Origin of the sequence: Sandaracinus amylolyticus, assembly GCF_021631985.1 — a bacterium.
Classification (GTDB): domain Bacteria; phylum Myxococcota_A; class Polyangia; order Polyangiales; family Sandaracinaceae; genus Sandaracinus; species Sandaracinus amylolyticus_A.
In genome coordinates this window covers 5205252-5219169 of the sequence record NZ_CP070225.1, presented here as the reverse complement: position 1 = coordinate 5219169, position 13918 = coordinate 5205252, and the positions used below count along the sequence as shown (strand labels likewise).

The window sequence follows — 13918 nt, the reverse complement described above, 5'->3', positions numbered from 1 at the left end:
CGTGGTGCGCTACCGTGAAGGCGTGAATGCGAAGAATCGGGATGACACTCTGAAGCACGACGAAACAATCCGTGCGCCGGGCCTCGTGCAGCTCCCGGTGTTCGTGGAGGTCGCGCGACGCCGCAGCTTCAGCGCCGCCGCGCGTGCGCTCGGCATGTCGCCCTCCGCGACGAGCCAGGCGATCGCACGACTCGAGCAGGAGCTCGGCGTCGCGCTGCTGGTGCGCACCACGCGCAGCGTGAACGTCACGCCCGCGGGCGAGCGCCTCTTGCGCGACGCGGGGCCGGCGCTCGCGACCGCACAGACCGCGCTCGCGACGGCGCAGCGCGGCAGTGACGCGCCCGCGGGCGTGCTGCGGCTGAGCGTTCCGCGCATCGCGTGCCGCGTCGGCTTGCTGCCCGTGCTCGCCGAGTACGCGCGGCGCTTCCCCGCGGTGCGCACCGAGGTCGTGGTCGACGACGCGAGCGTCGACATCGTGCGCGAAGGGTTCGACGCGGGGGTGCGCCCCAAGCGTGCGCTGCAGGCGGACATGACGCGCGTGCAGCTCAGCGGTCGGCTGCGCATGGTCGTCGTCGCATCGCCGCGCTACCTCGCGGCGCGCGGTCGGCCTTCGCACCCGCGCGAGCTCGTCGAGCACGCGTGCCTCACGTGGCGTCGTGCCGACGGCGGCGAGCATCGCTGGGCGCTGCGCGAGCGCGGTCGCGCGCTCGAGGTGAGTGTGCGCGGCCCGACGATCTCCGACGACGTCGAGCTGTTCCTCGCCGCCGCCGAAGAGGGCATGGGCCTCGCGTACGTCGCCGAGCCCGAGGCCGCGCGCGCCATCACCGAGAAGCGCCTGGTGACCGTGCTCGACGCGTTCTCGGTCGAGCTCGACGGGCTCTACCTCTACTACCCGCACACCGCGCGGAACGAGCCCAAGCTGCGGGCGCTCGTGACCTGCGTGCGCGCCGTGGCACGCCTGCCGGGTCGTACAGCTTGACGATCCCGTCACACGCGATGAAGAGTCGCCCCTCGATGCATCCGATCCTGTTCGAGATCCCGACGCCCTGGGGGGCTCTGCCGATCTACTCGTACGGCGTGATGCTCGGGACCTCGATGATCGTCGCCTGGTACGTGATCATGTGGCTGGGCGAGCGCGAGGGCTTCGAGCGCGAGACGCTGGCGAACACGTTCATCATCACCGCGGTCTCGGCGATCGTCGGCGCGCGTGCGCTCTACATCCTCACGAATCCCGACGAATTCGAGTCGATCCAGGATCTCGTGAACCTGCGCGGCGGTGGGCTCGTCGCGTACGGCGGCTTCCTCGGCGGGTTCTTCGGCGCGCTCTTCTATCTGCGCTCGCAGAAGAGGTCGCTGCTCGCGTTCGCCGACGTCGCCGCGCCCACGCTCGCGCTCGGTCTCGCGCTCACGCGCATCGGCTGTTACCTCTACGGCTGCGACTACGGCGCGCGCCTCGAGGACGACGCGCCCTCGTGGCTGCGCTCGCTCGGCACCTTCCCGCACTGGGCCGACGGCAACGGCTCGCCCGCGTGGGCGCATCACGTCGCGCAGTACGATCTCGCGCACGACGCGGCGCACTCGTTCCCGGTGCACCCGACGCAGATCTACGAGTCCCTCGCGGGCTTCGTGCTGCTCGGCGTGACGCTCTTCATGTGGCGCCGTCGCTCGTTCCGCGGCGAGGTGCTGCTCGCGCTCACGATGTTCTACGGCGTGTGGCGCTTCGCGATCGAGTACGTGCGTGACGACCCGGAGCGCGGCTTCGCGTTCGGCTTCTCGACCTCGCAGCTCGTGTCGCTCGCGCTGGTGCCGATCGCCGCGTTCTTCTACCAGCAGGGCAAGAAGGCGCAGCAGCAGTCGCCCGTGTCGGTGATGCGCCTCGGCGCGCCCGAGACCTATGCGACCCCGAGCAAGCCCGCGCGCGAGAGCGCGCCGAGCGAGGAGCTCGAGGCCGTCCCTGCGCCCGAGGCGAAGAAGAGCGGCGCGAAGAAGAAGAAGAGCGCGAAGCGCTGATCGCTCAGGGCGCCGCGGTGCCGGCGTCCGCCGCGCTCGCGCCGCCGTCGCCCGCCGCGTCGCGCTGGGCGCGCGCCTGATCGAACGCGCGCATCACGGTCGGCGAGGTGCGACGCGAGTCGAGCTCGAGGTCCGGCTGCCGCTCGAGCGCCTCGCGGAACGCCTCGACCGCGAGATCCTCGCGCGAGAGCGCCACGTACGCGATCGCGAGCGTGCGCTGGATCGTGACGACCTGGTTCCCCGTGAGCTCGCCCGCGCCGAGCAGTCGATTGCCGAGCGAGACCGCCTCGGTATAGCGACCGACGCGCACCTGCTCCTGGAGCGTCGGCAGCTGCTCGCCGATCAGCGCCTGGCGGTCACGCACTTCGCCGTCGTTCGGCGTCACGCCGGTGCGCTCCGCGACGATGCGGCGACCCTCCTCCGAGAGGACGAGATCGGGCAGCGGCACGAGGATCACCTGACCGCGCGAGAGGCGCAGCGTGCGCAGCGAGTTGAAGCGACGCAGCGTGCGCGAGCCGTCGGTGGTGCCGTAGTACGTCTGCGCGACGTGGTTCAGCGTGTCGCGCTGATCCGCGACGTGGCGCAGCGGGTAGGGGATGAGCAGCTCGGCGCCCTCGGGCGGCTGCGAGCCTTCGACCGCGGGGTTCGCCTCGACGATCGCGTACGCGCGCCGCGCGTCGCCGTAGTGCCTGTCCGCGATCTGCGCCCAGGTCTCGCCGGCGCGCACGCGGTGGTAGTTCACCGTCGGCACCACGAGCCGCAGCCCGACCACGATCGCGCTGCCGCCCTGCGTCGTGAGCCCGTTCTCCGCGACCAGCACGCTCTCGCGCCGCGGATCGCCGTAGTAGCGCTGGGCGATCGACGCGAGGGTCTCGCCGTCGCGCACGACGTGCACGTACGCCGGGAAGTTCGCGCGCGCGACCTCCTGCGAGACCAGCAGGACGAGCGACACGAGCAGCACGAACGAGAGCGCGCGCAGCGAACGCGTCATCCGGGACCGCCCCCCGTCGTGCTCACCGAGGGCTGCGCCGTCGCTCCGTCGCTGCCCACCGAGGGCGCCGCGCCGGGATCGAGCGGGGCGGGCGTCGTCGCGTGACCGGGCTCTTCCTCGACGAGCGTCTCGTCGATCAGCTGCACCTCGCCCTCCTCGACCCACACCTCGCGATCGATGCCGCGGAAGTACGGGTTGTGGAGGCGCAGGAAGTGGCGTCCCGGCGCGAGCGCGATGCGCTGCGCGCTCGGCGTCGTCAGCACGTGCTGGCCGTCGATGTACACCTCGGCCCACGGGTCGACGACGAAGCGCAGATAGCCCGCGCGTTGTGGCACCACCGGCGCGCCGCTCTCCGCCGCGAACTGATCGGGGTCGCCCGCGAGCCGTCCGCTGAACGCCTGGATCGCGCCGCCACCGCCGAGGATCGCGGCGAAGAGCGCGCCCTGCACCATCCAGTTGTGTACGAGCAGCGTCCGGTCGCTCGCGCTGCGGCGCACGCGGTTGGGCGCGCTCGCGGCGAGAATCTCGTCGGCCTGCTCGTCGCTGATCGTGCCGACCTCGCGCAGGTACATGACGAGCCGCGCGTTGTGGTTGATCGGTACGCGCGACGCGAGGAAGTCCTGGAGGTCGTCGATCAAAGCCTGCGTGGTCGGATACCGGTTCGCCGGCATCTTCTCCATGCAGCGCGCCATGATGCGCTCGAGCGCGCGCGGCACCGTCGTATTGATCTTCCGCGGCGACGTGTAGCGATCGAGCCGGATCTTCTGCATCACGGTGCGCGCGTCGTCCTCGACGAACGGCTTGCGCCCCGTGACCATCTGATAGAGCACGATGCCGACCGAGAAGATGTCGCTGCGGAAGTCGAGCTTGTCGCCGAGGATCTGCTCGGGGGACATGTAGCTCGGCGTGCCGAGGCCGGTGCCGGTCTCGGTGAGATCGCTGAGCTTGTCGTCTCGCGCGATCCCGAAGTCCATCAGCTTCACCTCGCCGTGATGGCTGATCATCACGTTGGCGGGCTTGATGTCGCGGTGGATGATCCCGCGGAAGTGCGCGTAGTCGAGCGCGCGTGCGACCTGCAGCGCGATGATCGATGCGACCTCGACCGGGAGACGCGGCGTGATCTCGAGGAGGTCGTACAGGTCGATGCCCTGCACGTACTCCATGACGATGTACATCGTCCCGCGTTCTTTGATGAAGTCGTAGACGTGGAGGATGTTCTCGTGCTGCAGCGAGGCCATGAAGTGGGCCTCGCGCTCGAAGCGCTTCGCGAACCCGGAGTCGACCGCGATGCTCGGCTTCAGCGCCTTGATCGCGACGAGTCGGCCGAGCGGCTCCTGCACCGCTTTGTAGACGACGGCCATGCCGCCGCTGCCGATCTCGCCGAGGATGCGGCAATTGCCGATGCGATCGACCATCAGGAGAGGCGCGATCGTGGCAGCGGAGTCGGGCACTGTCAACGAAACCCAGGTGTTTCCGCACCCTTCGCAACAAGCGCACGCCGTTGACGGAAGGGGCTCCGCTCCCGCAGCATCCGAGTCTCGGTGACGTTGCCTCGTCCTTACTCCGAGTCGGACGACGAGGTCGTCGTGGACGGCTGTGTCCGCGGGGATCGCGACGCCTACGAGGTGCTCGAGACGCGTCACGGACCGCTCGCCGAGGTCGTGATGCTGCGCGAGCTGGGGACGGCCGCAGAGAGCGAGCACGAGCTCGAGCAGATGCGCGATGCGCTCTGGGATCACCTCGCACGACAGGGTGGGGCGGCGCTGCGCGCGTGGACCCCGCGCGAGAGCACGCTGCGCGCGTGGCTCTGCGTGATCGCGCGCGGCGTCGCGCGCAGGCAGGCCGAGTCGAGCACCACGCGCGCGTCGATCGTCGCGTTCTTCCCGACGCCGCCGGTGCTGCACATGCGCGACGTCGAGGCCGAGCAGAGCGCGATCCTCGTGCACGATCTGCTGGAGCGACTGCCGCCGACGTCGGGCGCGCTGGTGCGGCTGCGGCTGCGGGGGATGGATCGCGAGCAGATCGCGGCGGCGGTCGGGCAGGCCCAGGCGGTGATCGTCGCGAGCTTCGAGCGCATCGCGGCGCGCATCGGCGAGGAGGTCGAGAAGGGCGGCGAAGGCGCGGCGAAGCTCGCGACCGAGGCGTACCGCATCGTGCTCGGCGCGGCCGACGCGGCGGAGCGCACGCGCGCGGCGGTGCGCACCGAGGACGACGAGGCGTTCCGCGGGGCGCGCACGATGGCGGAGGCGACGTGGCGCAGCGTGCGCGCGCGCGTGCTCGGGAAGAAGGCGCCGCACACCGCGCTGTGCCTCGACGAGAAGGCGATCGCGGGCTTCGTCGACGGGACGATGCGCGGTGCGGCGCGCGCGCGCAGCGAGGGGCACGTGGGATCGTGCGCGCGCTGCGTGGACGAGGTCGCGACGCTCTCGACCGATCTGCGCATCGTGCCGGTGCTGCGCGACGCCGCGGGGCTCGATCGCGCGGTCGCGGTGGCGGCGGGATGTCTCGCGGCCACGCGCTTCGAGGCCGCGCGCCGGGTCGCGGGGCTGGTGCGCGGCGAGGAAGAGCGCGATCGACGGGCGGCGCGCGACGTCGAGCGCCTCGCACGCGCCGCGGCATCGCTGCACGGCGGTCGTCCGGCGCCGACCAACGAGGTCTCGGGGCTCGTGGTGCGCGGCCTGCCGTCCGACGAAGAGGCGCCGCTGGTCGCGTTCGAGGCGCTCGCGCGCGACGATGCGCACGCCGCGTTCCGCGCGATCGACGATCACACCGCGCGTCATCCGGTCGCGGCGCGGCTGCGCCTGCTCGCGGCGGGCGCGGGCGAAGATCCGGTGCGCGCGCGCTCGCTCGCCGGCGACGTGATGTCGAAGCCGCGCGCGGATCGAGGCGCGCTCGAGGACGCGACGTGCGTGCTCGCGCTCGCCGAGGGGCGCACGCTGCCGCGCGAGAGCGTGGTGGAGCGCCTGCGCGACGTGCTGCCCGACGTGATCCGCGTGACGCTCGCGCGCGTCGCGCGGAGCTGACGAGAATCCTTCCGCTTCGGCAAGCGGGTTGGGGCCCCGCGCGAAGCGTCGCGGGAGGGGCTGGCGACAGCCCCTCCGTGAGACGGATCGCGGCGCGAACCTCCAAACACCGGACGACGACGCCGTGCGTCGTCGTGGAGGTCGCAGTCGATGCGAGAGGTCCGTCGTGCGTGGATCGTGGCGCTGTTCGCGGTGATCGCCGCGGGTTGCTCGTGCGAGCCGAGTGCGCCGGTGGAGGACGAGGACGCGTCGGAGCCCGAGTGGGACGGCGCGTTCTTCCGGTGCGCGGGGTCCCAGGACGACACGCCGACCGAGGAGACGCTCGCCGCGGCGATCGAGCAGATCGACGTGTGGGAGGACGGCGAGATCAGCGTCCCGCTCGGGCCGCTCGGGTGCGTGCGCTACGAGCGCGTGATCGAGGGCGGCGTGCTCGTGGAGAGCCGCGTCGTGCGCGAGATCGACGTCGAGTACGACGTCGAGCTCGGCGGATTCGTGCCGGTGATCGTCACGCTCGCGGAGTGGACGCGCGGCACCGACGGCGTGGTCCGCGGTCGACTGCAGGCGGACGACGAGGTCGAGCGCGACGACACGTTCTTCGAGATCGAGGAGACGATCGGCGCGGGCCGACTCGAGCGTGTGTTCCGCAATCCGTCGAGCCGCGAGATCGAGGAGCGCACGGTGATCGAGCGCCGCGACGACGGCTTCGAGTGGCAGACGCGCGACGAACTCGTCGACGGAGCGCTGACGACGGTGAGCGACACGCGCATCACCGACGAGCACCTCGAGCAGGATGGTGGTGGCGGCGGAGAGTGCGAGATCGGCGACTGCGACGCTGCGACGAGCGAGCGCTTGAGTCGACTGATGCGCCAGGTGGTCCAGCGCGGGTTCGATTGTCTGATGAGCCAGGGCGCGGATCGTGGTGACGTGCGGGCGCGCAGCCTGATCGCGATCGGTCTGATGTGGAACAGCGCGCGCTCGTTCCAGTGCGCGACGGGGAGCTGCGGCTTCTACGGGCGCTGGTGCCTCGACTGTCAGCTCGACGGCGAGACGCTGCAGATGACGCTGCTGATCGACGGGCGCACCGACGCGCAGCTCTCGGAGACGATCTTCCACGAGATCATGCACGGCGCGGTCGGCGTGCACGACGAGGACATGGTGCAGCTGGTGCGGCAGGACGGAGACACCGAGTACCAGATGCTGCGCTACACGGATCCCGTCTACGCGTGCACCGAGTTCTGCTTCGGGAGCACGGCGTATCGGAACTCGTGCTCGTGCGCGGCGTGCTTCCGCGTGCGCACCTGCCACGACCTCTGCGCGGGCGCGGGTGGATGCGTGGCGCGCGATGCGATCACGCGCGAGGTCGTGATGAGCGAGGCCGTGGGCGCGGCGTGTCGCACCGAGGGCGAGCCCACGACGTTCCACCGCACGATGGCCGCGTGTCAGGGCGCGTGCACCGGCGGCACGTGCCGCAGCTACAGCCGGTCCTGTGATCCGACCTGCAAGTAGCGCGGTGATCGCGGCGGTCGCGGCGACGGCCGCGATCACCGCGATGTTCGTGTTCGCGCCGCTCGCCGACCTCTCGCTCGATCGCTACCAGCTGCCGAAGGAGCTCGCGCTGATCGCGGCGTCGGCGCTCGCGATCGGCGGGCTCGCCCGCCGCGTGCGCTGGGACGTCCTCGACCTCGCGACGGGCCTCGCTGCGCTGGTGTCGATCGCGAGCGCAGCGACGGCGACGAACGGATGGATCGGCGCGCGCCTCGCGGCGCTGACGGTCGCCGCGGTCGCGCTCGCGACCGCATTGCGTGAGGAGGACGAGGACGCGCGCGATCGTGCGCGCGGATGGGTGATCGCGGCGGCGGGCGTGCTCGCCGCGATCACGCTCGCCGAGGCCTACGGGGTGATCGTCGGGATGTCGTCGTACGGGCGCGCGCCGGGCGCGACGCTCGGGCAGCGCAACACGGTCGCGCACGTGCTCGCGATCGTCGTGCCCTTCGCGTGGCGCGCGTCGATCGTGGCGAAGCACGCGCGGTCGCGGCTCGGCGCGATGGCGGTCGTCGCGCTCGCGAGCGCCGCGATCGTGGTGACTCGGAGCCGCGCCGGCTGGCTCGCGCTGGGGACCGGAGTGATCGCGCTGGTGGTGTGGGCCGCGCTCGATCGCGGTCGTCGCGCGCGGCATCTCGGCGGCGTGGTCGCGATGGCGAGCGGCATCGCCGCAGTCGTGCTGACGCGGCCCGCGCTCGCGTGGCGCACCGCGCATCCCTATCGCGACACGTTCGAGCGCCTGCTCGATGCGAGCGGCGGGAGCGGGCACGGACGGCTCGTGCAGATCGACGCATCGCGCGCGCTGATCGCCGAGCATCCGTGGCTCGGTGTGGGCCCGGGGAATTGGGCGGTCGAATATCCCTCGGTGAGCCCGCCGGGTGATCCGACGTTCTATGCGGATGCCTGGGAGCACACCGGGCGACTCCTCACCAGCGACGTCGCGGCGCTCGCGATCGAGCGCGGCGTGATCGGCGCGATCACGGGCCTCGTGTGTCTGGTCGCGCTCGTGATCGTGATCTCGCGGCTCGAGGATCGATCGCTGCGCGCAGCGTCCCTCGCGTGCCTCGCCGCCCTGGTCCCGCTCGTGCTCTTCGACTCGGTGCTGCAGATCGCGGCGCCGCTCGCGGCGATCGCGGTCCTGCTCGTGCCGCCGATCGATCGCGAGGTGCGCGTGTGGAGCGCGCCGCGGTGGCTCGGGATCGTGATCGCGACCGGCCTGATGCTCGCAGCGACCCACCGCGCGATCGAGATCCAGGCGCTCGCGCTGCGCGCCCACGGAACGCCGGGCGCGCTCGCAGCCGCCGCGCGGTTCGATCCCGGCGACTACACGTCGCGCGCGAGGCTCGCGGAGACGCTGCTCGCGGAGCGCGACTGTGCGCACGCGATCCCGGTGCTCGACGAGATGATCGCGCTGCGCCCGAGGCATCGACGCCCGCGCATCGAGCGCGAGGTGTGCGAAGCGCTCACGGCACCACGCACGCCACGCGCTCGCTGACGTCCACGCCGCCGCGGCCGTCGCGGACCACCGCGGTGAAGCGCACGAGGAGGCCACCCTCGGGCACCTCGTCGGCCTCGGGCAGCGCCCAGTCGATCGAGATCGCGGGGTCCTGCGTCGTCGTGTCGTCGACCGCGCTGAACGTGCGTGCGAAGCGACCCGCGGTCGCGAAGTGCGAGATCTGCAGCACCTCACGACGATCGACCTGCGTCGGGGGATCGCCCTCGAGCGCGACGTAGGGCTCGCGATCGTCATCGCTCGCCGTGATCGTGATCGTGCGGTCGGCGCGATCACTCGCGGCGAGGTGGGGAACGTCCGCGTCGGCGCATCCCGGCTCGACGCTCGGCGGATCCCACGCTTCGCCCGCGAGCGTCCACGTCTCGTCGGCGATCGACGGATGTCGATTCGCAGGCCTCGTCGTGTCGATCGCGAGGGGGACGTTCAGCACGACGAGCTCGGCGCGCTCGTCCTCGGGCCCGCCTTCGCACTCCGGCACCTCGGTCGCATCGACGAGCGCGGGCGCGCCGCCGCCGACGCACACCGCGCCGGTGATCAGCAGCTCGCCGATCGCCGCGCTCGGCACCACGAGCTCGGTGCGCAGCGGCTCGACGCTCGGCGCGCGCGGCGGGAGCACGACGATCGATCCCGGCGTGCACGCGGGCGTCCCCGTCGAGCCGGGCAGCGGTGCGCACGCGACCAGCGTCGCCGCGATCTCCTCGGGCTCCTCGGGACGAATCGTGATCCAGTCGATCAGGATCGCGTCACCCGGCGCGGGCTGCGCGATCTCCGGCGCGCCGACCACCGATACCCGCGCTGCCACGATGCGCGTGCGATCGACCACCGACGGAGGATCGAGCGAGGGGCCGCACGCGAGCGACATCGACGCTCCGATCACGCCGCCTGCCGCGAGCAGGGCTCCGATGCTGCGCGCCGACATCAGAGCTCTCCTCGGATTCCGATCGACGGAAGGATCGGGAGCCCCGGCAGATCCCGCGACTCGGAATAGTCGTAGTTGTAGATGCGCCCCTCGGGGTTCGTGCTGTTGTAGACGTTCTGCACGTCGATGTAGAACGTCAGCGACACGTCTCCGATCCTCCAGAGCTTCTGGAGGCGCACGTCGAGGCGGTGGAAGAACGGATTTCGATCCGAATTCACCGCGCCGTAGATCGGTCGATAGGTGTTGGTGCGCACGTCCTGGATCGCGCCGCTGATCGGCGTGTACGGATTGCCGCTCACCAGTCGGAACGTGCCGCCGAGCTCCCAGCCCTGTCCGATGCGCCACACCAGCGCGAGCGTGAAGATGTGCGTCTGATCGAAGTCGAAGAGGCGCCATTCCTGGCCCGCCCCGTCCTGTCGCTCGCTGCGCGACAGCGTGTACGAGAGGAATCCGAAGAGCGGATAGGGCCCGTCGGGCTCCATGCGCGCCGCGACCTCGAGGCCGTAGATGCGCCCCAATCCGTCGTTCGTGAAGAACGGCGCGACGCCGCGCGGCGTCGACACCACACGATCCCAGATGTGCTTGTAGAACCCGTCGAGCGAGAACGACATCCCGTGCTCGGGCAGACGCAGATCGCCGCCGAGCCCGACGTGGAGCGCGTGGATGGGCTCGAGCTCGGGATTGCCGATCCCCTCCGCGGTCTCCTGGAATTCCGGGGGCTGCGAGAAGAGACCGACACCGGTGCGCAGCGAGACCTGATCGGTCAGTCGCACGCGCGCGGTCATGCGGGGATCGACCGTCAGCTCCTCGATCTCGCGATACCAGTCGGCGCGCACGCCGAGCACGAGGTCGAGCCGCTCGAAGAGCGTCACGTCGCTCTCGACGTAGGCCGCGGGGCGATAGCCCACCACGTCGTCGACCGAGAAGGCGACGCGCTCGTCGGTGGGCATCGCCGGCATTCCTTCCGACTGACCGATCGGAGGACCGCGGAAGAGCAGGCTCAGCGGCGTGATCTGCATGTCCAAGCCGACGATCGTCCGCACGTTCTCCGCGAGCTGCATGCGCCACTCGCTGCGGATGTTCAGCGGCAGGAACTCGCCCTCGAGCTGGAACGCATCGCCCACGCCGAGCTCGAGCAGATTGACGCCGAAGCCGACCTGCACGTCCTGCTCGAGCCAGCCCTCGACGTGTCGCCATCCGATCTGGATGCGGTGGAATTGCGTCGAGATCCCGAGATTGCCGCGCACCGCGAAGTCGCCGTCCGACGGATTCGCGAGCAAGAGGCGCAGCTCGTCGCTGCTGCCGTAGATCGCCAATCGAATCCGATCGGCGTCGGTGGGAGTCCACGTCGCGAGCGCCTGGTAGTCGTAATAGACCGGCGCAGTCAGGAAGTCGGGCGCGTCGTCACCGAGGCTGTCCTGGGCGAGCGCGAGGACGGCGTCGATGTAGCTGCGCCGGAACGCGAGCGCGAACGCGAAGTCCTCGTTGATCGGGCCCTCCAGCATGATCGACGCGTCGATGCCGCCGCTGAGATCGATGAACCCGTGGAATCCGTCGAAGCGAGGATCGCGGGGATCGACCTCGAGGATGCCGCCGATCTTGCGCCCGTATCGCACCGAGAAATTGCCGGGCACGAATTCGATGCGCGAGAGCAGCTGGGAGTTGAAGAAGGAGGTCAGTCCGCCGAAGTGATAGAGGAGCGGGACCGGATTGCCGTCGAGGAACACCTGGCTGTCGCCCGGCGCCGAGCCACGCACCAGGAGCACGCCGCCGCCGAACGCGGGACGTCCGACGCCCGGAAGCAATTCGACGACGCGCAGCGCGTCTCCGCGCGTGCCCGGCATGCGCGTGAGCACTTCGCGACGCAGCACGCGCCGCACGGCATCGCGCGGCGCAGGCTCGACCTCGGCCCGCGCCCGGAACACCGCCTCGTCGGTCGTCGAATCGCCCTCGGGCTCCGCCTCGGTCTCGGCTTCCGCTTCAGCCTCGGCTTCGGCTTCAGCCTCCGCTTCGGGCTCGACCTCGGTCTCGGCTTCGGTCTCGGCCTCGGCCTCCTCGACGACCCGTCCCTCGAACACGTACCGATACCGAATCCGCGCTCCGACTGCGCGCTCGCCGATCCTCGCCGGCTCGAACACGAACGCGCGCGCCGCGGTGATCGCGCGCTCGTCGAACGCCTCGAGCCCTTCGCCCGCGCTCTCGACGACGCGCACGTCGGACACCGTTCCGTCGGCCGCGACCGTGATCTCCAAGAGTACCGCCGCGTCGCGATCCTCGAGCCCCTCGGGCGGATCGCTCGGCACGAATTGCGTGAGCCGCGGTGGGCTCGGTCGTGCGGGTGCGTCTTCCGCCGGCGCGTCCTGCGCCGTCACACGCGCTGCGTTCGCAGACGTCACGACCAGCGCGATCAGCAGCGCCGGCGCGAGCCACCCGGGGCGTCTCCCAGACACGGCTCGGCACTTTGGGCCGATCGCGCGCGTTCGTAAAGAGCGTGAGGCTTGCGCTCGGAGCCTCGCGCCCGAGATCCTCGAACCATGCAGCAGCGCGAGCGACAGGGCGCGGTGGACACGACCATCGGATACGAGGTGCCGCGCGCGAGCGATCGTCCACCGCCCGCGACCGCCGAGACCGTCGCCGACGCGAGCCTGCCCGGCGCGCTGCACGCGACCGTCGCGCTCGGTGAGACGCTCGCCGCGCCGCTGCCGCAGGTCGCGGAGGGCGCGAGCGAGCCGCGCGTGACGTCGACCTCGACGTCGGTGCTGCCGCGCATCGAGGCGGAAGGGAAGGGCGTTCGCCTCGTGCCCACGAACGGCCCGCGATATCGCACCGTGCGCGCGCTGGGCGAGGGCGGCATGGGTGAGGTCGCGCTCGTCCAGGATCGCGACATCGGCCGCACCGTCGCGATGAAGCGCCTGCGCGCGACGTTCGGTCAGGGCCCCGCGGTCGTCGCGCGCTTCGTCGACGAGGTGCGCACCATCGGCAACCTCGAGCACCCGAACATCGTGCCGATCCACGACGTCGGGGTGGACGAGCACGGTCGCTACTTCTTCGTGATGAAGTACGTCGACGGCGAGACGCTCGAGTCGATCGTCTCGCGCCTCCAGGCCGGGGATCCGCGCGCGATCGCGGAGCACGGCATCACGCGTCGCGTCGAGATCTTCGTCGGGCTGCTGCGCGCCCTCCAGTACGCGCACGCGCGCGGCATCGTGCATCGCGACGTGAAGCCGGCGAACGTGATGATCGGGCGCTACGGCGAGGTCGTGCTGATGGACTGGGGCGTCGCGCGTCCGATCGCGAAGAGCGGCGCGCACGACGACGCCCAGCGCATGAGCCCCGACGAGATGCGTGCCGCGCCCTCCCGCGCGAGCGAGACGCACGCGGGCGCGCTCATCGGAACGCCGCTCTACATGTCGCCCGAGCAGGCCGCGGGGAAGAACGACGAGCTCGACGCGCGCAGCGATCTCTACTCGGCGTGCCTCGTGTTCCACGAGCTGCTCGGCCTGCGTCACTACCGCAGCAGTGCGAGCGGCTCGCTCGGTGAGCTGCTCGAGGCGATCCGCGGGCAGGATCCCGCGGGCGTGCACTCGATGTTCCCCGCGCATCCCGCGAACGCGCAGGGCGTGCCCGCGGAGCTCGCGCACTTCTGTCGCCGTGGGCTCCTGCGAGATCCCGCTGCGCGATGGCAGAGCGCCGACGAGATGATCGCGGAGCTCGAGGCGATCCTCGAGGGGCGCTGTCGCGTGCAGTGCCCGGTGACGTTCATGAAGCGCTCGACCCGCGAGATGGGGCTCTTCGTCGATCGACGACCGCGCTTCGCGATGGGCGCCGCGATCGTCGCGGCGCTCCTCGTGGTGGCGCTGGCCGCGAACGCGCTGCGTGATCTGATCGGCTGATCGCGTGTCCAAAATCGGCTCGCCCGC

The 13918-nt window shown here is 71.1% G+C and carries 10 protein-coding genes; 6 read left to right on the top strand and 4 right to left on the bottom strand.

Going from position 1 to position 13918, the window contains the following annotated elements:
• Nucleotide 1 precedes the first annotated feature (1 nt).
• The gene (locus I5071_RS22025) at nt 2-979 is read left to right on the top strand and encodes a LysR family transcriptional regulator (RefSeq protein WP_236607482.1); all 978 of its coding nucleotides are present in this window, start codon (nt 2-4) and stop codon (nt 977-979) included.
• A 35-nt stretch (nt 980-1014) separates the two neighbouring features.
• Nucleotides 1015-2010, top strand: coding sequence for a prolipoprotein diacylglyceryl transferase (locus I5071_RS22020; RefSeq protein WP_236607481.1), 996 nt, complete (start codon nt 1015-1017; stop codon nt 2008-2010).
• 4 nt (nt 2011-2014) lie between these two features.
• On the opposite strand, the gene I5071_RS22015 is transcribed toward I5071_RS22020, so the two are convergent.
• Both I5071_RS22015 and I5071_RS22010 read right to left on the bottom strand, forming a co-directional pair.
• Nucleotides 2015-3001 (bottom strand): LysM peptidoglycan-binding domain-containing protein, encoded by a 987-nt coding sequence (locus tag I5071_RS22015; protein ID WP_236607480.1) that lies wholly within the window; start codon nt 2999-3001, stop codon nt 2015-2017.
• Entirely contained in the window at nt 2998-4416 is a 1419-nt protein-coding gene (locus I5071_RS22010; RefSeq protein ID WP_236607479.1) for a serine/threonine protein kinase, read from the bottom strand. The genes I5071_RS22015 and I5071_RS22010 overlap by 4 nt, the downstream gene beginning before the upstream one ends.
• Nucleotides 4417-4542: 126 nt before the next feature.
• On the opposite strand from I5071_RS22010, the gene I5071_RS22005 reads away from it, so the two are divergent.
• From I5071_RS22005 to I5071_RS21995, 3 genes are all read left to right on the top strand, one after another.
• On the top strand, nt 4543-6024 hold the full coding sequence (locus I5071_RS22005; protein ID WP_236607478.1) for a hypothetical protein: 1482 nt from the start codon (nt 4543-4545) through the stop codon (nt 6022-6024).
• 150 nt (nt 6025-6174) lie between these two features.
• A complete protein-coding gene (locus tag I5071_RS22000) occupies nt 6175-7530 on the top strand; it encodes a hypothetical protein (protein WP_236607477.1) in 1356 nt (451 codons plus the stop codon).
• Nucleotides 7531-7534: 4 nt separating this feature from the next.
• Nucleotides 7535-9061: an O-antigen ligase family protein gene (locus I5071_RS21995; protein ID WP_236607476.1), complete on the top strand. Its 1527-nt coding sequence runs from the start codon at nt 7535-7537 to the stop codon at nt 9059-9061.
• Here the strand turns inward: I5071_RS21995 and I5071_RS21990 are convergent.
• Both I5071_RS21990 and I5071_RS21985 read right to left on the bottom strand, forming a co-directional pair.
• A complete protein-coding gene (locus I5071_RS21990; RefSeq protein WP_236607475.1) occupies nt 9030-9998 on the bottom strand; it encodes a hypothetical protein in 969 nt (322 codons plus the stop codon). The genes I5071_RS21995 and I5071_RS21990 overlap by 32 nt on opposite strands.
• On the bottom strand, nt 9998-12448 hold the full coding sequence (locus I5071_RS21985; protein ID WP_236607474.1) for a TonB-dependent receptor domain-containing protein: 2451 nt from the start codon (nt 12446-12448) through the stop codon (nt 9998-10000). The genes I5071_RS21990 and I5071_RS21985 overlap by 1 nt, the downstream gene beginning before the upstream one ends.
• Nucleotides 12449-12532: 84 nt before the next feature.
• Here I5071_RS21985 and I5071_RS21980 point away from each other — a divergent pair, with 84 nt between their 5' ends.
• Nucleotides 12533-13891 (top strand): serine/threonine-protein kinase, encoded by a 1359-nt coding sequence (locus tag I5071_RS21980; protein WP_236607473.1) that lies wholly within the window; start codon nt 12533-12535, stop codon nt 13889-13891.
• Nucleotides 13892-13918 lie beyond the last annotated feature (27 nt).

Coding starts and splice junctions, on each gene's coding strand:
- I5071_RS22020 (WP_236607481.1), top strand. CDS start 1,015: ATGCATCCGATCCTGTTCGAGATCCCGACGCCCTGGGGGGCTCTGCCG.
- I5071_RS22015 (WP_236607480.1), bottom strand. CDS start 3,001: ATGACGCGTTCGCTGCGCGCGCTCTCGTTCGTGCTGCTCGTGTCGCTC.
- I5071_RS22010 (WP_236607479.1), bottom strand. CDS start 4,416: ATGGTCGATCGCATCGGCAATTGCCGCATCCTCGGCGAGATCGGCAGC.
- I5071_RS22000 (WP_236607477.1), top strand. CDS start 6,175: ATGCGAGAGGTCCGTCGTGCGTGGATCGTGGCGCTGTTCGCGGTGATC.
- I5071_RS21990 (WP_236607475.1), bottom strand. CDS start 9,998: ATGTCGGCGCGCAGCATCGGAGCCCTGCTCGCGGCAGGCGGCGTGATC.
- I5071_RS21980 (WP_236607473.1), top strand. CDS start 12,533: ATGCAGCAGCGCGAGCGACAGGGCGCGGTGGACACGACCATCGGATAC.